Source organism: Pseudomonas gingeri (assembly GCF_013386165.1).
GTDB lineage: Bacteria > Pseudomonadota > Gammaproteobacteria > Pseudomonadales > Pseudomonadaceae > Aquipseudomonas > Aquipseudomonas gingeri_C.
The window spans coordinates 328,309-349,926 of the sequence record NZ_JACAOS010000021.1; the positions used below are offsets into that span (position 1 = coordinate 328,309).

The following is a 21,618-nucleotide window of genomic DNA, read 5'->3' on the forward strand; positions in this document are numbered from 1 at the left end:
GGTCGAACGGCTCGACACGCGGTGCTGCCGGGGTGAGGCGGCGCTGGGCGCCGCACACCCGGTGTTGCAGTGATCTATTGCGCCTCCCGATCGAGCAACTGCCGCTTGCGCTCGACGCCCCAGCGATAACCGGACAGGTTGCCGTCGCTGCGCACCACCCGATGACAGGGAATCGCCACGGCCAGGCTGTTGGCGCCACAGGCCTGGGCCACTGCGCGGAAGGATTTCGGCGCGCCGATCATTTGCGCGATGTCGGCATAACTTGCCGTACTGCCCACCGGAATGTTGCGCAGTGCCTGCCAGACCCGTTCCTGAAAGGCCGTGCCGCGCAGGTCCAGTGGCAGGTCCAGGCCAATCGCCGGGGCTTCGATAAAACCCACCACTTTGGCGATCAGTTGCTCGAAGACGGAATCACCGCCGATAAAGTGGGCCTGCGGGAACTTGTCCTGCAGGTCCTTGGCCAGTGCATCCGGATCGTCGCCGAGGAGAATCGCACAGACGCCGCGATCACTCTGGGCCACCAGGATTGCCCCCAATGAACATTGGCCGATGGCAAAACGAATATCGGTGTTGGCACCGCCAGCGCGGTAATCGCTGGGTTTCATGCCCAACACAGCATTGGACGATTCGTAGAAGCGGCTGCTGGCGTTGAAGCCAGCTTCGTACAAGGCATCGGTGACCGAGCCGCCCCGTGCCAGTTGTGCCCGCAGCTTGCCGGCGCGGTGGGCCGTGGCATAGGCCTTGGGTGTCAGGCCGGTGACTGCCTTGAAGACCCGATGAAAGTGAAAGGGGCTCAGTCCCAGCTGTTCGGCCAGGGGATTGAGTGACGGTGAGTTCTCAGACCCATCGATAAGCTGGCAGGCCCGGGTGACCAGCGCCACGTGTTGCTCGTTGAGCGACGTCTGGTCGGCGGCGGCGCGCCGGCTTGGCCGGTAGCCGGCGGCTTCGGCTTGCTCGGGGTTATCGAAGAACTCGACATTTTCCGGATTGGGCCGACGCGCGCCACTGCTGGGACGGCAATACACGCCAGTGGTTTTGACGCCGTAGACGAAGTCCCCGTCGGCGCTGGCGTCCCGTGCCAGTACCGCTTGCCAACGCGGATCCGTTTCCACGGGTTTTCCTTGGATCGAGGTTTTCATGATGTTCTCCTGTCGGAAGATTCAGTTCTCGCTCAGCTTAAGGGGGCGGCGAGACGGGAAAACTCCGAGTCTTGCGGTTGAATTCTACTGCCAGTGAGCGGGATGTCAGGTGGCGTCATGAAAGATGATGCCCAGGGTATGGCGCTGGCCCGCATTCACGCGGCTGACGCCATGGCGCATGTTCACGCGATAGAAGCCCCGCGTGCCGTGCACTGGACGTTGCGACACGGCAAAGATAACGGCATCGCCCTGTTTCAATGGGACCACCTGGGGGCGGCTCTGCATACGTGGGCGCTGCTCGGTCAGGACGAATTCGCCGCCGCTGAAGTCTTCTTCCGGGCGGGACAGCAGAATCGCGACTTGCAGTGGAAACACTTGTTCGCCATACAGATCCTGATGCAGGCAGTTGTAATCGCCGGCGGCATATTGCAGCAGCAAGGGTGTGGGACGTTGCTGGCCGGCGTCATGACAGCGCTGAAGCAGGGCCTGGTGTGTCGGGGGGAAGGACAGGGTGATCTGCATGCGCTCGTGCCAGTTATTGGCAATCACCGCCAGAGGTGGATAGAGCTCGCTGCGCAGCTGTTGTACCCGTGTTGGCAGTGGGTAGGCGAAGTATTGGTATTCACCCTGACCGAAACCGTGGCGGGCCATGACGACCCGTGAGCGAAAAGACGCTTTGCGCGGGTACAGGGCCGCCAGCTCCAGGCATTCTTCAGGGCTGAGGAGGTTGGGCAACAAGGCATTGCCTTGCTGATCCAGGTCGCGGCTGATCGCCGACCAATCCAGTGATTGTATTCGGGTGTGCATGAGGTCGCCTCGAGGCGTATTCGGGGCTGGCAGTCTGGAACGGCTGCCGGGCGCAAACACTCCGACTCTTGCGGTTGAATTGCCCAGGCAGCCGTTGATGCGCCGCAATGCAGTTTCTTTGGCCGAGGGGGGCTGTGTTTCGTTGGCGTGCTCCCCTAGGATATTCCTTCTGTATTTTTGTCAGGAAACATCGCTCATGTCCGCTGCCTATCGTCTTGCCGTGCCTTTGTCCAAAGCCTATCGCCTGCTCAATCACGGCCCGACCGTATTGGTCAGCGCTGCCCACGACGGCCAGCGCAATATCATGGCGGCCGCCTGGGCCATGCCGTTGGATTTCGAGCCGCCAAAAGTGGCGGTGGTGATCGACAAGTCGACCTGGACGCGGCGTTTGCTGGAAGCTTCGGGCACTTTCGTGATCAATGTGCCCTGTGTCGCTCAGGCCGATGTCGTGCAAACCGTCGGGACCACCTCTGGCCTGGAACTGACCCAGAGTCATAGCCGCGACAAGTTCGATGCCTACGGTCTGGAAACCTTTACCGGCGAGAAGATCTACGCGCCGATGCTGGAGGGCTGTGTCGCCTGGCTGGAGTGCCGCTTGCTGCCGGAGCCGCGCAACCATGAACAGTACGACCTGTTCCTGGCCGAAGTCATTTCAGCCCAGGCCGATTCGCGGGTATTCAGTGAGGGGCGTTGGCATTTTGAGGGGCATGACGAGTTGCGTACCTTGCACCATGTCGCCGGCGGGCATTTCCTGAAAATCGGCGACGCGGTGGATGGCGAACTTCTGCGACCGTGATTCAGCGATTGGCCAGCATATGGGCACCGAACAGCAGGTAGCAGGTGCCGGCGAAGCGATCCAGGCCTTTGCGGCAGCGGCTGTAGAAAGCGGACATCCGCGTGCTGGCAAACACCAGGGCCACGCTGGTGTACCAGCAAAAGGACAGGCCGCTCATGATCGCGACGGCCATGGCCAGCAGCGGGGCGGGCGGGGAGCTGGGCATGGTGGTGGCGAAGATGGTCGCGACGAACAGCGCCGACTTGGGGTTGGTCATATTGCCCAGCAGGCCTCGACTATAGGCTGAGAGCAGGCTGCGTTTTGGCTCGTGAAGGGTGGCTTGCTGGCCGGCGTTGGCGGGTTGTTTGCGCAGGAACAGTTTGATGCCGAGGTAGATCAGGTAGGCGCCACCGGCGATTTTCAATGCCAGGTACAGCGATGGCGCGGCGGTGAACAGCGATTTGATCCCCAGCCCGCCGGCCAGACCCCAGAGGATGGTGCCCGTGGCGATACCCAGTGCGCAGACCACGCCATGTTTGCGCGAGTTGCCGGCGGCGAGTTGGGCGGTGGTGAAGAAATTGGGGCCCGGAGTGACCACGGCGACGGTCCAGAGCAGGGCGAGGGAGAGCAGGGGGGCGGCATACAGGAGGTGTTGGGTTTCCATAAAGGATTACCTGGTTACGCGGTAATCCGCGTGCTGATGGTCTGAAACCTTTGCACACGACCTTCTCAGCTTTTTCGGCTGTTTTCCAGCGGTTCTTGGGGCTAATGGCGATCTTTCGTGTGGTTTCCAAGCAGGTCCATAGTCTTTTGTGCTCTGCGCAGTTCTATATTCAGGGCGCGAAGTGTATGGGCAGTTGTAGAGAAAACAAGCTCGTTCCACTCATGTTTTCGAAGGTTTCTCTGGGGTTCACGTTTTTGGCGTCTCGCGCCATTTTATGTAAAAGGCTTCTTGTTCTTCGCGGCTGTTGGTGAGATCGTTTTCCTCATAGTCAAATATGTCTACTAGATCTTTAGGTGAGGAGGCTTTTCCTAGCGTTAGTTCATATGCTTTTATTCCAAGGGACATTTGTGATGACATGCTTGATGGGCGAACATTTATTTTTGAGCCTTTGCAAAGGAATTGTATGTCTGGGTGTTCGCCTCTGATTTTTCCGAGGCATTCGTAAAAATCTTCAGCAAAATAGGTTTTTTCAATGCTGTCATTTATGATGAGTTTTATTGATGTTGTTTTGGTGTCGCATAGTAATGTCGCAGTTTGCTTTTTGTTGTTGGTGAGTATTTTGATTTTTATGGGTTTCAATTTATTTTCTCCGAGGGTTTGGTATGGAGTGCCCGACGTAGCTACCGTCTGGTTTCAGTGGGGTAGCACCTAAAATATCCTCGCTATTGATACGGTTCGGTATGGCTATTTCCATTTCATATTGGTGCTCTGATTTCTTTCCTAGCTCTTTGTTTACGTCGCGGCCATGGATTTTTTTTAGAGTAAATAAATATCCTTTTTTACTTCGGAAATTGGTTGCAAAATCTATTGCGACGTCTTTGGATGTGGAGGTGCTTATAAAGTTGCTGGGCGGATCATTACTGTTTAGTGCGTGTAAGTACAGGTCTGTGCTATCACCTTTGCTTTTGAAGCCGTGCTCGAAGATCTCACTGGGACGATATTTGTTTTCTCCTCTATAGAGATAGCTTTTATCTCTATTTGTATCCGGAGCCTTTGGCTCCCCACTTTCAGTATTAGGTCCTTGGGAGCGGTTTGTGTCGTTTTTCTTTGTATCTGGGCCAGGGCACTCACAGCTCAACCCCAGCGGATCCACCCACCCCGTAGGGTTAGGCGCGTACTGGTAGGCGTTCAGCCCACCGGCCAGTTTGATCGGGTCGGGGGTGAGGTAGCGGCCGGTTTCGGGATTGTAGTAGCGATGGCGGTTGTAGTGTAAGCCGGTTTCTGTATCGAAATACTGGCCCTGGAAACGCAACGGGTTGTCGATATCGGCACGGTCGAGGTGGGCTATCCGGCCATAGGCGTAGTAGCGCGCCGCCCAGCGGATATTGCCTGCTTCGTCCGTGAGCTCCTGGGGTGTGCCCAGATGGTCGAGTTGGTAATGAAACGCCTCGACCTGTTCCGGCCCCTCGCCATTGAGCAGGGCCAAGGGCCGGAAACTGTCCGGTTCGTACAGGTAGCTGCGGTAATGCGCCGGACCGCTTTCGGCAATCAGCCGGTCGCCCTGCCAGAGGTATTCCGTGGTCCGGTCTTCACAGGTCTTGGCAATACGCCGGCCAAACGCGTCGTAGCGGTAGCTGACCGTGCCGCCATTCGGCAGGCTGACACCGACCAACCGGTGCTGGCAGTCATAGCGATATTCGGTGACGAGTTCTGGCTCGGTCCCATTGCGCTCTCGGATCAGGTTGCCGAAGGCGTCATAGTCAAAATGGCTGTGGCCGCGAAACAACAGGCGGTTGCCCCGGGTGCGCGCCATGCGCGGGCTGTCGCCCAACAGGTTGCCGGCAGGGTCGTGGGCGAAACGTTCGCAAGGATCGCCGCGCACTTCGCTCAGTCGGTCCAGCGGGTCGTACTGGTAACGGCGCAGGCCGTGGCGGCTGTCGTCGATGCTCGCCAGGTTGCCGTTGGCTTCATAGGCGTAGAAACGCTGGTAACGCCCGCTATTGTCCTGGTTGACGCTGTGTTTCAGCAGCCGACCCTGCTCGTCGTAATGATAATGACTGAGCAGTTTGCCCTGCTGACGCAGGCGCTCGCGGCCGGCCTCGAAGCGGTGGCGGGTCAGGTGCCGGTCGTTGAGATCGACCCCGATCAATCTTCCGCCCGGCAGGTAGCGATAGTCGATCAGGTTGCCGTCCGGCAAACGGCAGTGAATCAACTGGCCCACGGCATCGTAGCGATAGCGTTGGGTGGCCCAGCCCTGGTGTTCGCTGGTCAGGCGATCCTGGCTGTCGTAGCCGTAGGTCAGCGGCCAGTGTCCGTCGTCGACGCTGACCAGGCGGCCCAGCCCATCGTAGTGATAGTGGACCTTGCGGCCATCGGCGAGGCTCTTGAGCCGCAGGCGCCCGGCGCTGTCGCGTTGGTAGGCGGTGACGAGTTCGCTGCCGTCGTCGCCGAACTCCGTTTTCTCCAGCAGATGGCCGTTGAGGTCGTAGGCGTAGGCGCTGCGCCGCCCATCGAAGCCGGTTTCTTCGCGGATCAGGCCGTTGGGGTAATAGGTGAGGTGGTAGCGCTCGCCACGTTCGTTCTCGATGTCGCTGAGCAGCAGCCGGGCATTGTCATAACGATAATTCAGCTGGCTGCCGTCGGGGTTGAGGCGGCGACTGACCAGATGCAGATTGTCCGCGTATTCATAACGCGTGACCCGGCCCAGCTCGTCGGTCTCGGCCGTGATCTTGCCGTAGGCGTTGTAGCTGAAACGACGTTTGGCACCTCCCGGCATTTCAACCTGGATCAGGCGGCCAATAGCGTCCCATCCGTAGCGGGTGGTGGCACCGTCCGCTGTCTGGCGGCTGGTTTGCCGACCGTGTTCGTCGTAGCCATATTTCAGCTGGCTGCCGTCGGGCAGTCGTTCTTCCAGCAGATGGCCGAGTCGGTCCCAGATGAGGCTGTGTCGGCTGCCGTCCGGATGCTGGATCTCGCTCAGCAGGCCACGGCGGTCGTATTCATACTCGGTGACCTGGCCCGCAGGGTCGGTCTTGCGGGTGATATCGCCCCGGGGGTTGTGGGCATATTTCCAACGTGCCCGGCCACGTTGCACGCTGCATACGTGACCGTTGTGATACTCGTAGAGGGTCGGTTCGTCTTCGGGCGGAACAATGGCCAGCAGCCGACCGGCTTCGCTGTAGCGATATTCGGTGATGGCGCCCAGGGCATCCTTTTCGGCAATCAGCCGGCCTTGGGCGTCGTAGGCCTTGTGTTGCTCGGCACCCTCGGGATCGACCTTGCGGATCAGGCGTGCGCGGTCATCGTGGACAAAGACTTCTTCGCTGCCGTCAATGTGATGGGCAGTGACACTGCCGTCGTCGTCCCAGGAGTAGCGGCTGTCCATCTGCGCAAAGCTGGCCCAATGGCGTACGCAGCGGGCCAGCTTGCCCACGCCTTGCCATTCCCAGTAGAACGCGGCGCCGCCGGCCAACTGGCGTTCGTGAATGACGTGATGTTCGTCATAGGCGTAGCGCTCGCACTCGTCGACGGCGTTGGCGGCCTCGATCAGACGGCCCTGGTCGTCGTAGCGATAGCGCACCAGGGTGCGCAACGTCTGCCAGCCGTCGGCGAGATAAGTGGCGGCCTGTTCCTGCTGGAACTCGACCGCGACGATGCGGCTTCGGTCGTAGCGCAACAGCAGGGCCCGCCCGAGGCCGTTGTCCAGGCGGTGAATACGACCCTCGAGGTCATGGCTGATGCTCAGCCGATTGCCATGCCGATCACTGAGGGAAAACAGCCGGGCGCCATGCCGGTCGTACCTGAAGTGATAGAACCAGGGTGTATCACCGGCTTGGGTCAGGATCAGTTCGTCAGGCGTATCGCCCAGGTAGATCGCCGCTTCGCTCAGGCTGTTGTGGATGGTCGGACGTTGCGCACTGGGGCGAGGAAAGCGAATGGAGCGGTTTTCCTGGTCGGTCCAGATGACCTCGTCACCGTCGAACACCAGGCGTTGGGCCAGCGCATGGCTCCAGCCAGGACCGAGGCCCCGGCAGGTTTCCACGGCGCTGGTGCGATACAGCCGACTCCAGGCAAACGGCAGTGGGCCGTCCAGTTCGCCGTCGACCAGGGTCAGCAGTTCTTCGCCGGTGACCATCGACACCGGGCAGCCGTGGGTCTGGGTCTTGTCCGCACGTTCGGCGCTCTGGCCGTTGGGGTTGGCGGCCTGGCGGGGAACGTCGTCGCGGTGTTCGCTCTGGCGCAGGGTGGCGTTCTTGCGCCCGTCCCAACGCATCTGCAGGACGCCCTGTTTCTGCGCGCCCGCAACACCCCGGGCGGCGACAGCCTTGTAACGACCGACATAACCCATGAAGCCGTCGAGCAGGCTGAACAGGCCCCGGATAAATCGGGTTCCGGCTTCCACCATCTGGCTGCCGTATTTCTTCAGGCGCAGGGCCAGGTAGGCGACGCCGGCGCCCGCCGCCGCGACGGTAAGTACCAACCCCAGAAGCAGGTCGATCAGCACGGAAACCAGGGTGCTCGCCACCACATGCGCGGTATCCCCGGCCAGTTGACTCGGCGGCAGTGATGCCAGCCAGATCGCGGCGGTGCGCAACAGCAGAAAGAGCGCGGCCTCGTCGCTGGCCAGCAACATCGCCTTTTCCATCACGGCCGGGGCCCGTCGTGCGAGGTCGGCCAGTTCCTGGGCGCTGCTGCCCAGTCGGTCGACATAGGCCAAGGGGTCCTTGAGGATGTCGAACAGCAGCTCGATCCCTTCCCAGACGCCCTTGATCGCTTCCCAACTACCACTGGCCAAACCCTCACCGACGGCCAGCAGTGCCGTCGAGGTGGTCTGTGCCGACCAGTGCGGCTTGAAACCGCTCCATTCGCGGCGCAACCAGGCTTCCAGGTCCCGGGTCAGGTCCGAGTAGGCGGCGAACAGGGCGTCGACTTGCTCGGGCGTTGCGCCGCCCTGCACCCGCACGCGATAGAACTGCCCTGGCTGGCCCTGGAAGCTGCCCTTGCCCTGGGCGTCCAGCAGGATCGAGGTCGAAGGACCGCCGTCGACCGGCATGACTTCGACCAACAGGTCACCCAGTGGAATTTCATGGACCGACTCGAATCGGCTCTCAAGGGTCAGCACACCGTTGGCGGGGCACTGCGCCACGTTGGACAGGAAGTCGCGGTCCTGGAGGCCGACGACCTTGTGGCTGTCACCGAAGCGGATGACCCGGTCCATGCCCAGCAGTGACGGCAGGTCCGTAGCATCGCTGAGCTGATCCAGGGCTTGGGCATACCAACTGCGGGTCTGCTCGCGATAGACCGTCAGGCTGTCGTTGAAGCCGTCGAGTTGTGCTTCGATATAGTCGATGCGGTTCATCGGTCTGCCTCCCTGGCTGGAAGCTCCGCGACCGCCAGCTCCCGGATGAGATAGGCGAGCAGGGCGTCCTGCCGGCTCGGGCCGGGCGCCGAGCGCTCCAGGAAACGGGCGATTTTGTGTCGCAGGTGGGGGATGGGCGCGGCGTCATGCAGCGCGGGGTGGTCTTCGCTCAGCCACTGCAGGCTGTTGTCGATCAGTGTTTCGGGACACTGTCCGGACAGGTGTTGCAGCAGCGCTGGCGGAACGTCCCACCAGGGATAAGTCTTCGCTTCGGCCTTGAGCGAATGGGCGAGGGACCGCGCCTGACCATTGATGAGATAGCGGCTCAGGCCCGGTAGCAGTTGACTGGCTTCAGTGCCGAGAAAATCGAGGGTCGGTAACCATTGGCGGCCATCCCAGAAGCGAAAGAACACCGGGCCGCCCGCTGGCAGCTTTACCTGGGTCAGTCCGCGCAGGTGCGCGACCACTTGTTCCGGGGTGTTGGAGGACACCGCCAGCCAGCCCCAATCCCGGTATTCGCTGTCGGCAATCCAGGACAGGAACGGGCTGTGCACCGTGAGTTCGAGGACATGGGGCATCACCTCGAGCCAATCGGCATAAGGTGTGTCCCTCCAGATCGGCAGAGGCGCCGTGGCGCTGCCGATCCTGCGCAGGGCTGCCAGTGGTTTGGCCGCGCTGGCGTCGCTGAATACCAGATAGAGCCGCTCGTGAGGTGCCATCGGGGCTTGGGCCAGCCAGCGCTCGGGTGTCAGGCATTCAGAGTTCACAGACACCTGCCTTGCACTGCTCGCACTCCTCGCAGAACGCCGCGCCACGCAACAGGGTGGCCAGTTGCGCCATGGACAAGGGCGCCGCCGGGAGAGGCGGGGCAATGGCCTGGAACAGGCCGGGCAGCAGGGTGGCAATCCGCGTGCCGACACCCGGCACCGCCCTGGCTTCGGCATCCGGTTCGGGGCTCAGGGTGATGCCGTTGCCATCGATCTTGATAAAGCTGCCGCCGACCTTGAGGGTCAGTTCGTGGCCGGCCTCGATCACCAATCGGGCCCCGCTTTTGAGGTGGATCTCCTCGGCAGCCTGCAGTCGGTAGTCGTGGCCGAGCCGGACATGCCGGCTCTGGCCGATACTCAGATGATCGTCGGCGCGTATATCGGTCTTGCGATCGGCCGAGGTGGTGCGGTGTTCGTCGGCCCTGAATTCGCGGTAGCTGTTGGCGGTCACGCGGTCGTGGCGTTCATGACCTACCTGAATGATCTGGTCGTGTTCGACCACCTGTTGCCAGTCACGCTGGGCGTGCAGGTAGATCTGCTCCTGGCCCTTGCGGTCTTCGATGCGCAGCTCATTGAAGCCGCCACCGCCGGGTGAACTGAGGGTTTTGAAGACACTACGGGTCTTGTGGGCGGGCAGCTCGTAGGGCGGCCGGTTGCGGGCGTGGTGCAGGCAGCCGGTAATCAGCGGTTGATCCGGGTCGCCCTCGAGAAAACTCACCAGCACTTCCATGCCGACACGGGGGATGCTCACCGCACCATGGCCGTTTCCGGCCCAGGCCGAGGCGACCCTCAGCCAGCCACTGCTGGAATCGTTGTTGGGCGCCGCCCGATCCCAGTGGAACTGCACTTTGATCCGGCCATGGGCATCGCAATGGATCTCTTCGCCTGGTGGACCCGTCACCAGCGCAGTCTGGCTGCCATCGATACGGGGTTTCGGGTGACTCAATGCGGGGCGAAAAGGCGTATCGCCGGGCAGGGCGCGGAAGCTGTTTCGATAGCCCTGTTGGAAACCGTCAGAGGTGTCGGCGGTGGCTGCGAGTTCTTCCAGGACTTGCGGTTGCCGGCCTTCGTGGTTGACTTCGGTCAACAGCCATAGGGCATTCCAGGCCGTGTGTGGGTGTTCGGTGAGTGTCAGCAGGTGTCCGCTCGACAGGGCTGGAATATCGCTTTGGCCCTGGGCTTGGCGGAAGGCACCGCGGTGCCGCTCAAGGGCTCGCTGCGCCAGCTGTTTGCGGTGCTGCGGGTCGATGCCGAGCGCTGGGAAGGCGTAGTCCTCCAGGTCTGGCAGTTGTTCGCTGCGGCGTGTCTGTGCAAGGGGGCTGCTGGGGTTTTCGAAGTCGTAATCGCGCCGCGCGACGCGGCTGCTACGGGTTTCCAGGCGGACGCCGAAGCGCTTGACGACCGTGCTCGGCGCCGCGAGGCCGCTGTCTGTTTGATAACGCCGAGGTGCTTGTGCGGGGAAAAATACCGGGTCGTCGCCGAACACCAGGATGTGGCTGTCAGGGGCATGCTGGAAGTGGAAATGCAGGCCTTCTTCTTCGCACAGACGCTGGATGAAGTGCAGGTCGGACTCCTGATACTGCACGCAATATTCCCGCAGCGGATAGTGGCCACTGAGGTGGAAGCGATAGTGGTTGCTGAACAGGCCGTGGTCATTGAGCACCTGCGCAATGATTTGCGGGGTACTGAGGTGTTGGAAGATGCGCTGGTTGATACGGTGTTCGAGGTCGGCAAGGCGCGGACGCAGGCAGACCTGGTAATGCGCCAGGCGGCTACCGCGTGTCCCCTGGCTGACTCGATAGAACTGTCCGTGGATACCCGCACCCGAGGGGCAGAGCCTGAGAAAGGCTTGCTTGTGCAGCAGGCTTTGCAGATCGAGATCCCGCTCGCCTACCAGCTCCAGATCGAAGCTGAAGGGCTGGTTCAGGGCTTCACGGCCAGTGAAGGCGGCGATCTGCAGTGGATGTTCGAAGTCTTCGACGGTCAGGATAAAGCGAGGTTGATTGGCCGGCGCTGGCATGGATTCCTCCTTGGAAAACGCTTTGGCGTGAAATCAGGGCCGTACGAAACCTTCGTCAAGGCCGAAGCCGCGGCGCGCCAAAAGGTTTGAGAGAACGGTGGAAGGCGTCGCCGGCAAGGCCGAACGACGCCAAGGGGCAATCAGGCCACCGGGGTGCGCCAGTCATCGCTGGCGGAGGTGCCCGCCACTTCGTGGGTCCAGGTGATCTTGCGGTAGCTGAAGAACACGTCTTCCAGATGGGTGAAGTGCGCCTGGTTCGGGTCCTGGCAGTTGGGCATGCGCGACTGCACGTCGACGATGATGGCGTCTTCCAGTTCGATGGTGAAGTAGTGCTCCTGGGTGCCGGAGGATGAGGTGCGGTACCACTCCAGGCGGCATTTGGTCAGGTTTTCCCCGCTGGTCAGGGCACTGAAGATCAGCGGCGAGGACTTGTCGAAGACCTTGCTGATCATCAGCGGCTTGTGCACGCGCTGGCCGGTCGGTTGGCCGGACTGCGGGTCGCGGGGGATGGTGACGTCGTGGGCGAAACCCTGGACCAGGATCTGGTCTTCATGACCTTGCTGGTAGATGTTCCCGACCGAATCCTGGGTAAAGGTACCCGCGGTGATCAGGCCCTGCTTGGTGCCTTGCAGGGTCAGGTAGGCTGGTGTTGGCATGGATGAATTCCTTGTCCGAAGAGGTACTGGATGCCATCAAGGGAAGCTCGATGGGTTCGCAGGTCTACAGATCAAGAGTTGTGCCTGTTTTTATTTATTGTTTTAAAACAGTTAGTTATATGTTTTTTCTCGAGCGAATCTAGATTTTAGGTCGTTTTTTCAGGAAAAGTGCGCAAGGTCTTGCGCATGGCTGTGCAGGAAGTTGCCAGGTGGGTTGTGAGCCTCGTTTGGCGGGCCTTGCGGGGCAGGAGGAGGCGTTTTTAGCGCCGGGGATGGGGTGAAAGTGGCGCAGTTGCACAGGGCGGAAATGGGGCCTGTAGGAGCCCAGCTGGCTGNNCAGCCAGCTGGGCTCCTACAGGGGGCCGTGTTCAGACAATAGAGAGAAGGGGCGTCAGCCCTGGGCGCTCCAACCACCGCCCAACGCGGTCATCAGGCCGATGCTGGCCTGCAACTGGCGGGTCTGCAACGCCTGCAACTGCCGCTGGGTCTGCAAGGCCGCGGTTTGCGCCGTCACCACGTCCAGGTAGTTCACCGCCCCGGCCTCGTAGCTGTTCATCGCCAGGGTCTGGGTGTTCTGCGCCGCATTCACCGCTTCTTGTTCATCCACGGCTTCGCGCTGCAAGTCCCGCAGTTGCGCCAGGTTGTCCTCGACTTCGCGCACCGCGCGCAGGACCTGGCTGCGGTAATGGGCCGAGGCCTCGTCGAATTCGGCCTTGGCCTGATGCTCCTGGGCATCGAGACGACCACCGTCGAAAATCGGCAGGTTGACCAGTGGCCCCAGCGCCCAGTAGCGATTCCCCGTCGACAGCAGGCTGCCGCTGCCCTGGGTCTGGCCGCCGAGCAGGCCGGTCAGGCTGAAGTCCGGGTACCAGGCGGCCTTGGCCACGCCGATTCCGGCATTGGCGGCAAACACCCGCCGTTCCGCCGCCGCGATATCCGGGCGGCGTTGCAGCAAGCCGCTGGGCAAGGCACCCGGCACCTTGGGAATCGTCAGGATGGCCTGGGTCGGCGGCAACTGGAAGTCACTGGCCGGTTCGCCCACCAGCTCGGCAATCGCGTGTTCGGCCAGGTTGCGTTGGCCATGCACTTCGTCCAGTTGCGCCTGGGCCTCGGCCAGTTGGCTCTGGGCGCGGGTCAGGTCAATTTCCGAGGCGATCTTGCCCTGGTAACGATCGCGCGTCAGTTGCAGGGCCTGGGTGTAGTCATCCAGGGAGCTGGTGAGAATCCGGCTCTGGGCGTCCAGGCCATTGAGCTGGATATACAAGGTCGCCAACTGCTGTTGCAGGCTCAGGCGCGCCACCGCCAGGTCGTCGCCGGAGGCTTGGGCCTGGGCGTCGCCAGCGGCCACCTGGTTGCGAATCCGTCCCCACAGGTCGAGGTCGAAGTTCAGCGTGAAGCCGGCGGTGTTGCTGTTGTACACCGCCGGTTGGTCGCTGCCGCGCAACGGGCGGGTGTCCGATTGGCGCTGGCGCAGGGGTTGCGCACTGGCGGTGATCTGCGGGAACAGCCCGGCATGCAACTGGCCCGCGTAGGCCTGGGCGCCGTCGTAGTGCGCCAGGGCGGCGGCCAGGTCCGGGTTGGCCTTGAGCAGGCGCTGCTGCAGGTCGTTGAGGTGTGAGTCCTGGAACAGCGACCACCATTGCTCCGACAGCTTGTCGCCCGGTTGGGCCAGGTGCCACGGGCCGTCGCTGGTCTGCTCGCGGTAGTGTTCCGGCAAGTCGAGTTGCGGTGGCTTGTAGGTCGGCGCCAGGGAGCAGCCCTGCAAGGTCGCGATCAATAGCCAGGCGCTGCGCTTAAGCCTTGGGGACATGTTGGCCTCCGGCGTCGGCGAGTTTCACCGGGTCGCCTTCACGCAGGGCGTCCGGCGGGTTGTCGATCACGGTGTCGGCGGGTTTCAGGCCCTGGTCGATGACCAGCCGTTCACCCAGGTCGAGGCCGATGTGGATGTCGCGCAGGTGCACATGGGACTGGGCGTCCAGCACGGCCACCTGGGTGCCCTGGGAGCGGAAGATCAGGGCGCTGGCCGGAATGCTGACGCCATGGGTGTCCGCCGGGATCGGGATGGTCGCCTCGGCGTAGTCCCCTGGCAGCAGGGCGTTGTCCGGATTGTCGGCGACGAATTGCGCAAGCAGGGTGCCGGAGCGCGAGTCGACGGCGGTGGAGTTACCCACCAGTCGGGCACTGAAGGTCTTGCCCGGGTGTTCCGGTACGCTCAGTTTCACCTCGAGGCCGGGATGGATCACGCTGGCGTAGTTCTGCGGAATCGGTACGTAAAGCCGCAGTTGGTGGGTATCGGCGATGTCGAACAGTTCCGGGTCGCTGTCGGTGTCGGCCTTGATCAACTGGCCGATATCGGTGTTACGGGCGGTGATGGTCCCGGCGAATGGCGCGCGCACGGTCTTGTAGTCTTCCAGCGCCGACAGCCGCGCATAGTCGGCCTGCGCCGCTTCGGCATTGGCCTGGGCGGCCGAGGCATTGGAGCTTTTTTCATCGGCCTCCTGTTGCGAGACCGAGTGGGTGTTCACCAGGTTTTTCCAACGGATCGCGGTGGTTTGCGCCAGTCGCGCATTGGCCTGCTCCTGCAGCATATGGGCGTGGGCCTGGGCGACCTGTTGATCGAGGTCCGGGCTGTCGATCTGCGCCAGCACCTGGCCGGCCTTGACCTGGGTGCCGATGTCGGTTTTCCAGTCCTTCAGGTAGCCGCTGACCCGCGCATGAATCGGCGCCTTGCTCCAGGCTTCCAGGTGCGCGGGCAGACGCAGGGTATCGCCGGCGGCGTTCTGCTTGGGCTGGAACACGCTGACCATGGGCACGGCAGCGGTTTCGGTCCAGGCGGTCACTTCTTTTTCATGGCGGGTTCGCGCGGCAATCCCGTTGGCGACCAGCAAGGCGGCCAGGGTCAGCCCGCCGACGCCCATGTAGAGCAGGCGTTTGCCCGAGGGTTTGCGATCAGTCATGGGTTTCTTCTCCAGCTACGGCGCGATTGGGTTGGCGGCCATGCACCAGGCTGAACACCACGGGGACGAACAGCAGGGTGGCAGTGGTCGCCAGGATCAGACCGCCGATCACGGCGCGTCCGAGGGGGGCGTTCTGTTCTTGGGAAATGGCCAGCGGCAACATGCCGATGATCATTGCCAGGGCGGTCATGCAGACCGGACGGAAACGGGTGTAGCCGGCTTCCAGGGCGGCCTTGAGGGCGTCGCCATGTTCGGCCAGGCGCTCGCGGCAGAAACTCACCACCAGGATCGAGTTGGCGGTGGCCACCCCCATGCAGAGGATGGCCCCGGTCAACGCCGGCACCGACAGCGAAGTGCCGCTCAGGAACAGCATCCAGACGATCCCGGCCAGGGCGGCGGGCAGGGCGGTGATGATCACGAACGGGTCGACCCAGGACTGGAAGTTGACCACGATCAACAGGTAGATCAGGACCACGGCGCCGAGCAGGCCGAAGCTCAAGCCGCCGAACGCTTCATGCAAGGCGTCGATCTGCCCGTGCAGGCTGACAATCGCACCCTTGGGACGCAACGACGAAGCATCGTCGATGATCTTCTGGATGTCGTGGGCCACCGCGCCGAGGTCGCGACCTTGCACGTTGGCGTAGATGTCCAGGGTCGGTTGGATGTTGTAGTGGGTGACCACGGCCGGGCTCTCCACCCGGTTGATGGTCGCCAGGCCGCCGAGGATCTGCGACTGGCCATTGCTGCCGGTGACCGGCAGCGCTTCCAGGGACGGCAGGCTGTCCAGGCGGTATTGCGGGGTGGCCGCGACCACACCATAGGACACGCCGTTGGCCGGGTTGAGCCAGAAGGTCGGCGCTACCTGGGAGCTGCCCGCCAGCGAGGCGACCATGGTGTTGGTGACGTCACGCTCGGTGATGCCCAGGCCCTTGGCACGCATCCGGTCGACCTTCACTTCCAGCGAAGGGTAGCCCACCGATTGCTGGATACGCAGGTCGGCGATGCCCGGCACATGTTTCAAGCGACGTTGCAACTCCAGGGCGAACACGCGGTTTTCTTCGGCACTGCGCCCGGAGATTTTCACGTCCAGCGGGGCCGGGGCACCGAAGTTGAGAATCTGGCTGCTGATGTCGGCGGGCAGGAAGGCGAATTGGCTGCCGGGGAAGCTGTCCGGCAAGGCGCTGCGCAGTTTTTTCACATAGTCGGCGGTTGGCTGGTGGTTGGCCTTGAGGGTGACTTGAATATCACCGTCTTGCGGTCCGATGGTGCCGCTGCTGCTATAGGCCATGTCGATACCACTCAACGGGATACCGATGTTGTCGACGATATTGTCCAGCTCTTCGGCGGGAATGATTTCGCGAATCCGTGCTTCGATCCGGTCGAAGGCCGCCGCGCTTTCCTCGATCCGCGTGCCCAGCGGCAAGCGCACGTGCAGGGCGAGGGCGCCGGCGTCGGTTTCGGGGAAGAAGTCCTGGCCCAGGCTTGGCAGCAGGGCGAAGGAGGCCAGCACACAGGCGAGGAAACCCAGCAGGAAGCGCTTGCGCACGCCCAGGGCGAGGGTCAGCAAACCGTAGTAGACGTCGCGCACGGTGGAGAATCCGCGCTCGAAACCTTGCTGGAAATTCAGTACCCGCCGCAGCAGGGGGTTGCGCTGCCGTGAATGCTGTTCACCTTCGTGGTGGTTGATGAATTCATCTTCAGGATGATGGCCGCTGCCGCCTTCGACCACATGGGGCTTGAGCAGGAACATCGCCAGGGTCGGCACCAGGGTCCGCGACAGGATGAACGAGCTGCCCATGGCGAAGATCACCGCCAGGGCCATCGGCCGGAACAGGAAGCCGGCGATGCCTTGCAACATGAACATCGGCACGAACACGATGCAGATACACAGCAGCGAAACGAACGCCGGGCCGACGATCTGCTTGGCGCCGTCAAGGATCGCGTCGTTCACCGCCTTGCCCTGTTCCAGGTGCCAGTTGATGTTCTCGATGGTCACGGTGGCATCGTCCACCAGAATCCCCACCGCCAACGCCAGCCCGCCGAGGGTCATGACGTTGAGGGTTTGTCCGGTGGCCGCCAGCAGGGCAATGGCCGAGAGCACTGCCAGGGGAATCGAGGCGGCAATGATCAGGGTCGAACGCCAACTGCCGAGGAACAGCAGGATCATCGCACTGGTCAGCAGGGCGGCAATGATCCCTTCGCGGGCCACGCTGCCGACCGACTCTTTGACGAACACCGAGGCGTCGCCCAGCAGCGAGGTCTTGAGTTCCGGCGGCAGGGTTTCGTTGATCAGCGGCAGCATGTTGCGAATGCCGTCGACAATGGACAGGGTCGAGATATTGCCGTTCTTCAGCGCCGGCATCAGTACGGCGCGACGTCCGTTTACCCGCACGATGTTGGTTTGTGGCGGCGAGCCGTCACGCACGTGGGCGACCTGGCCGATGGTGATGGTGGCGCCATCGACCGTCTTGATCGGCAGGTCGTTCAGTTCATTGATGACCTGCGGGCTGTTGTTCAGCAGCACCGTGTATTCGTAGGGGCCGAGTTTGGCGGTACCCACTGGAATGATCTGGTTCTGCGCCGCCAGGGCATTGGCCACGTCCTGGGCCGAAAGGCCTTTGGCCGCCAGCGCCTGAGGGTCGAGGTCAAGGGTGATCTGGCGTTGCTTGCCGCCCATCGGCGTAGGAATGGCCAGCCCCGGTACGGAGGTCAGCGGCAGGCGGATGTTGTTCTGTACCAGGTCGCGGATCTTCGCTTCCGACAGCGTCGGGCTGGAAAACGCCATCTGCAGGATCGGCACCGTCGAGGCGCTGTAGTTGAGGATTAGTGGCGGGGTGATCCCTGGCGGCATTTGCTTGAGCACGGTCTGCGAGACCGCGGTCACCTGGGCGTTGGCGGTGCGGATGTCCACTCCCGGTTGAAAGAAGATCTTGACGATGCCCATGCCCGGCAGCGATTGCGACTCGATGTGTTCGATGTCGTTGACGGTGCTGCTGAGGGAACGTTCGTAGGTATAGATCACTCGGCCGGCCATGTCCTCGGGGGACAGGCCGTTGTATTGCCAGACCACTGCGACCACCGGGATACCGATGTCGGGAAACACGTCGGTGGGGGTCCGCAGGGCCGCCAGCGGCCCGATGATGCAGATGAATATTGCCAACACGATAAACGTGTAGGGCTTGAGCAGTGCGGTCTTTACCAGCCCGAGCATGCCTGAACCTCCGGGGAGTGGAATTGCAATCACCGGCAGTCTTGCGTTTGGAACTTAACGTTTGGCTTTCACTAACATGAAGGATCTTTTAGATAAGGGCTGAAAATCCCTTCATGTGTGTTCATTTGTACAAATGCCTCTAGTTCGCCACTCTTAGCACCGATCCGACGGGCTTTCCGCCCCGTGATACTGCACTTGAACATGAGAGGGATTCACTCAATGACACTCAAGCCGCTGATGTTGATACCGACCCTTGGACTGGTCTGCCTGCTTTCCGCATGCGCGGGACCGGTACCCAAGGCTGATCCGAGCGAAGCCTGGATCGGTCTTGGACAAGGTTCGACTGACGACCTTCTGGCCGAGCGTTTGGATGGCAAGCGAGTCGACGACGGCCGCTACTTCGAAGTGGCACCGGGCAAGCACGATCTTGAAGTGCTCCTGGTCCAGGGCGCCAACGGTAATACAGAGCAGCCCGAGTGCACCGGGCGGGTGGAGTACGACCAGTTCAAGGCTGGCAAGCGCTACCACCTGCTGGAGTCGGGAGGCGGCGCCGATGTCGGCGTCTCGTTGGTGAACGACCACGGCGCGACCGTGGCCGAGTCGAAGAAGTTTTCCTGCATCTAACTGCTTTATATCTTTGAGGTAGAACACCATGACATTCAAACCCCTGATGCTGCTGCCCACCCTGGGCCTGGCCTTTCTCCTGTCTGCGTGTGCCGGCCCGATGCCGAAGGCTGATCCGAGCGAGGCCTGGATCGGTCTGCAAAATGAAGCGCCGAACGATATGCTCGCCGAGAAGGTCGATGGCCAGAAAATCGATGACGGCCGCTTCTTCGAGGTGCCGCCGGGCTCCCACAAGCTGGACGTGATGCTGGTGGAGATGCCGTGGGGCGATGGCAACCAGCAGGATTGCTCGGGTGAAGTCAGCTACAACCAGTTCAAGGCCGGTGAGCACTACAAGTTGGTGGAGTCGAGCCTGGGCCAGGAAGTCAACGCCCGTCTGATGGACTCCCATGGCAAGCAAGTCGCCCAGACAGGCGACTTCCAGTGCCTGCCGGGCTAAGGTCTGCGTCTCACCACAAAACTATCGTGCTGCCGGGGTCTCTGTAGGAGCTGGCTTGCCAGCGATGAGGCCCTTGAGTCTGGCGGTGTTCGTGCTGACGCCATCGCCGGCAAGCCGGCTCCTACAGAACCGCGTCTCGCCGCAGAATAGCGTCCAGCCAGGGCCCCTGTAGCGGCTTCCTTCAGGGCGTGACGAAGCCTGATGGCGCGGCGCTGATGGTTGCGTTGCGCCAGGCGGTACTCAACTGTTGGTCGAGCAGCGCCGGCACCGGCTTGCCTTGCTGTTGTTGCAGGCTCAGCTTCAGTCCGTTGAGCGAGCGACCACTCAGGCGATTGCCCGCCAGGTCTTCGCGAAAGACCTTTTCCGCTTCGTCGGCCTTGCCCTGGGCCAGCAACGCGTAACCCAGGGATTCGCGCAAGGTGTAATACCAGTCCGGTGGCTCGTTATAGTTCAGCGCATCCTGAATGGCGACCGCCTTGCGCCAGGCGCCGACGATCTGCTCCTGGTTATTGCCCTGGAGTGACTTGAGATCGGTGGCCAGGGCCTGCGAGGTATCCTTGCCAAACACCTTCGCCGCGGTTTCGCGCAATGACGCCAGGTCAAGCTTGCCGTGGCTGCTGTCCTGGGCCTTGTTCAACAGGACCAGGTTGGCGATCCGGAACAGCTCCGTCGCCTTGTTGTTGCCGTAGTTGAGGTCCGGTGTGTTTTTCAGGGTGTCCGTCACGGCCTGCCAGTAGCCCTTGAGCGCGTCATTGGCGGCCGGGTTGTCCAGCCCGTCCCGGGTCAGTTGCTGATAGGCCTTGGCATAAGCCGCCATGACCCGGGTATAAGGCGCGGTCAGTGGCTTCCAATCCTTGTCGGCCTGGGTGCAGGTATCGTTGATGGTCTTCAGGCCTTGCTCGATTTTCGGTTCGATACGCTCCAGGGCTGCCCAGTCCTGAAAGCGCACGGCGAAGTAGTAGGGCACGGCATAGAAGTAGTCCGACTTGGTGCGGATCTCGTCAGGGTACTGCTTGCAGAGAAATTCCAGCGCCGAATACTGCGTGGTGTTTTCCACCAGTTCCTCCGCCATGTTCATGGCTTCGTTCTGGCGGCCTTCGATGGACAGGGTCCAGATCAGGAAGTGAATGTTGTGGCCCAGGTAGTGCAGCGGGTAGGGGCTCTGCGGGCCAACCTGATGGGCGTAGGCCCGGTCCACCGAGACCGCCGTGTAGTTGGCGACGCTGGCCAGGGCATTGTTGCCGGTGCGCTGGTAGATATGCGAGGCCATGTGCACCAGGTGGCCGATGGCCGGGTTCTGGTCGCGGAAACGATTGGCCATGGGCATGGCGCTGTCGGGGAACGGCGATTCCTCGATGGCATGAATGTAGAAGTGATTGGCGCCGGTGTGTTGTTTGTCCTGCACCAGCACGCGGTTGAGCACTTGCAACGCCTCATAGGCTGCGGGTGTCGGCCGCACCTCATCGGAGGTCGCTGCCTCGCCATCCCACCATTTCCAGGGGGTGAGGTTGAGCAGGGCGTCCGCATAGAGGGTCGCGGCATCGAGGTCATCGAAGTAGGTCTGTGACAGTTCCTTCATGGCGTCGGCGTAGTGCCGCTTGCCATCGCCGTCGAGGCTGACCTTGCCGTCCTTGAGGGTGTAGGCGGTCAGGAACGCCTTGGCGTAATCGACTTCACGCTGCAACTGTTGGTCGCTGAAGTGCGCCTTGGCGTCCGGGTCCTTGAGGCGGGCATTCGCATGGTCCAGGGCAATCTGCGCCGAACGATAGGCCAGCTGGTCGCAACCGGGGGTGGCGTCGCTGTTGATATTGGAGTTGGCCGACAGGGCAATGCCCCAATAGGGCATCGCCGAACCTTCATCGAAACGGCTGGCCTGGTAGAAGGCGCGGATCGCTTCGGAGAAGTTGAAGCCGTATTGCAGGGCAATGCCCTGGCTATAGAAGGCTTCGACCTGATCGGCGTCCTTCAGGCTGACCATCGGGTAGCGGGTGCCGCCCAGGCCCGAAAGCAACTGACCTTGCTCGGTGTCCTTCTGGCTGACGCATTGGTGCAGGACTTCGAGGTACGGCGTGTCGGGCGAGACCGGGGTGAAGGTCTTCGGTCCTTCGGCGGTTTCGGCGCCGTGGGTATGGGCCTGGGCCACGGACAGGCCGGTGAGCAGCAGGGCAGCGACAGCAAGACGCAGTACAGCCATGTAATG

At 62.0% G+C, this 21,618-nt stretch carries 15 protein-coding genes; 3 read left to right on the plus strand and 12 right to left on the minus strand.

From position 1 onward, the window contains the following. Positions 1 to 74 precede the first annotated feature (74 nt). Positions 75 to 1,139: a bifunctional DNA-binding transcriptional regulator/O6-methylguanine-DNA methyltransferase Ada gene (gene ada, locus HX866_RS26660; protein ID WP_177140713.1), complete on the minus strand. Its 1,065-nt coding sequence runs from the start codon at positions 1,137 to 1,139 to the stop codon at positions 75 to 77. A gap of 105 nt (positions 1,140 to 1,244) precedes the next feature. Next, complete coding sequence (locus HX866_RS26665) at positions 1,245 to 1,946, minus strand: 2OG-Fe(II) oxygenase (RefSeq protein WP_177140714.1); 702 nt, start codon at positions 1,944 to 1,946, stop codon at positions 1,245 to 1,247. A 196-nt stretch (positions 1,947 to 2,142) separates the two neighbouring features. Between HX866_RS26665 and HX866_RS26670 the strand changes: the two genes are divergently transcribed. Continuing rightward, on the plus strand, positions 2,143 to 2,742 hold the full coding sequence (locus HX866_RS26670; RefSeq protein ID WP_177140715.1) for a flavin reductase family protein: 600 nt from the start codon (positions 2,143 to 2,145) through the stop codon (positions 2,740 to 2,742). Position 2,743: 1 nt separating this feature from the next. Here HX866_RS26670 and HX866_RS26675 read toward each other — a convergent pair whose 3' ends face one another. From HX866_RS26675 to HX866_RS26715, 9 genes are all read right to left on the minus strand, one after another. Beyond that, complete coding sequence (locus HX866_RS26675; RefSeq protein ID WP_177140716.1) at positions 2,744 to 3,385, minus strand: LysE family translocator; 642 nt, start codon at positions 3,383 to 3,385, stop codon at positions 2,744 to 2,746. A 246-nt stretch (positions 3,386 to 3,631) separates the two neighbouring features. Next, complete coding sequence (locus tag HX866_RS26680) at positions 3,632 to 4,024, minus strand: hypothetical protein (protein ID WP_177140717.1); 393 nt, start codon at positions 4,022 to 4,024, stop codon at positions 3,632 to 3,634. Between the two features lies 1 nt (position 4,025). Then, on the minus strand, positions 4,026 to 8,744 hold the full coding sequence (locus tag HX866_RS26685) for an RHS repeat-associated core domain-containing protein (protein WP_177140718.1): 4,719 nt from the start codon (positions 8,742 to 8,744) through the stop codon (positions 4,026 to 4,028). Continuing rightward, positions 8,741 to 9,511 carry a DUF4123 domain-containing protein gene (locus tag HX866_RS26690; protein WP_371318723.1) on the minus strand — a complete coding sequence of 257 codons (771 nt, stop codon included), beginning with the start codon at positions 9,509 to 9,511 and terminating at the stop codon, positions 8,741 to 8,743. The genes HX866_RS26685 and HX866_RS26690 overlap by 4 nt, the downstream gene beginning before the upstream one ends. Then, positions 9,501 to 11,531 carry a type VI secretion system Vgr family protein gene (gene tssI, locus HX866_RS26695; RefSeq protein ID WP_177097240.1) on the minus strand — a complete coding sequence of 677 codons (2,031 nt, stop codon included), beginning with the start codon at positions 11,529 to 11,531 and terminating at the stop codon, positions 9,501 to 9,503. The genes HX866_RS26690 and tssI overlap by 11 nt, the downstream gene beginning before the upstream one ends. A 140-nt stretch (positions 11,532 to 11,671) precedes the next feature. Beyond that, a complete protein-coding gene (locus HX866_RS26700) occupies positions 11,672 to 12,187 on the minus strand; it encodes an Hcp family type VI secretion system effector (RefSeq protein WP_177097239.1) in 516 nt (171 codons plus the stop codon). A gap of 391 nt (positions 12,188 to 12,578) precedes the next feature. After that, positions 12,579 to 13,997, minus strand: coding sequence for an efflux transporter outer membrane subunit (locus tag HX866_RS26705; protein WP_177097237.1), 1,419 nt, complete (start codon positions 13,995 to 13,997; stop codon positions 12,579 to 12,581). Beyond that, the gene (locus HX866_RS26710) at positions 13,981 to 15,144 is read right to left on the minus strand and encodes an efflux RND transporter periplasmic adaptor subunit (RefSeq protein ID WP_177097235.1); all 1,164 of its coding nucleotides are present in this window, start codon (positions 15,142 to 15,144) and stop codon (positions 13,981 to 13,983) included. Before HX866_RS26710 ends, HX866_RS26705 begins: the two co-directional genes overlap by 17 nt. After that, the gene (locus HX866_RS26715) at positions 15,137 to 18,355 is read right to left on the minus strand and encodes an efflux RND transporter permease subunit (RefSeq protein ID WP_177097234.1); all 3,219 of its coding nucleotides are present in this window, start codon (positions 18,353 to 18,355) and stop codon (positions 15,137 to 15,139) included. Before HX866_RS26715 ends, HX866_RS26710 begins: the two co-directional genes overlap by 8 nt. A 219-nt stretch (positions 18,356 to 18,574) precedes the next feature. Between HX866_RS26715 and HX866_RS26720 the strand changes: the two genes are divergently transcribed. Both HX866_RS26720 and HX866_RS26725 read left to right on the plus strand, forming a co-directional pair. Then, the gene (locus HX866_RS26720; protein ID WP_177097233.1) at positions 18,575 to 18,979 is read left to right on the plus strand and encodes a PA0061/PA0062 family lipoprotein; all 405 of its coding nucleotides are present in this window, start codon (positions 18,575 to 18,577) and stop codon (positions 18,977 to 18,979) included. Between the two features lie 28 nt (positions 18,980 to 19,007). Then, positions 19,008 to 19,418, plus strand: a complete 411-nt coding sequence (locus HX866_RS26725) for a PA0061/PA0062 family lipoprotein (RefSeq protein ID WP_177097232.1) — start codon at positions 19,008 to 19,010, stop codon at positions 19,416 to 19,418. A gap of 181 nt (positions 19,419 to 19,599) precedes the next feature. Here the strand turns inward: HX866_RS26725 and HX866_RS26730 are convergent, their stop codons facing one another. After that, positions 19,600 to 21,612 carry a hypothetical protein gene (locus tag HX866_RS26730; protein ID WP_177140719.1) on the minus strand — a complete coding sequence of 671 codons (2,013 nt, stop codon included), beginning with the start codon at positions 21,610 to 21,612 and terminating at the stop codon, positions 19,600 to 19,602. Positions 21,613 to 21,618 lie beyond the last annotated feature (6 nt).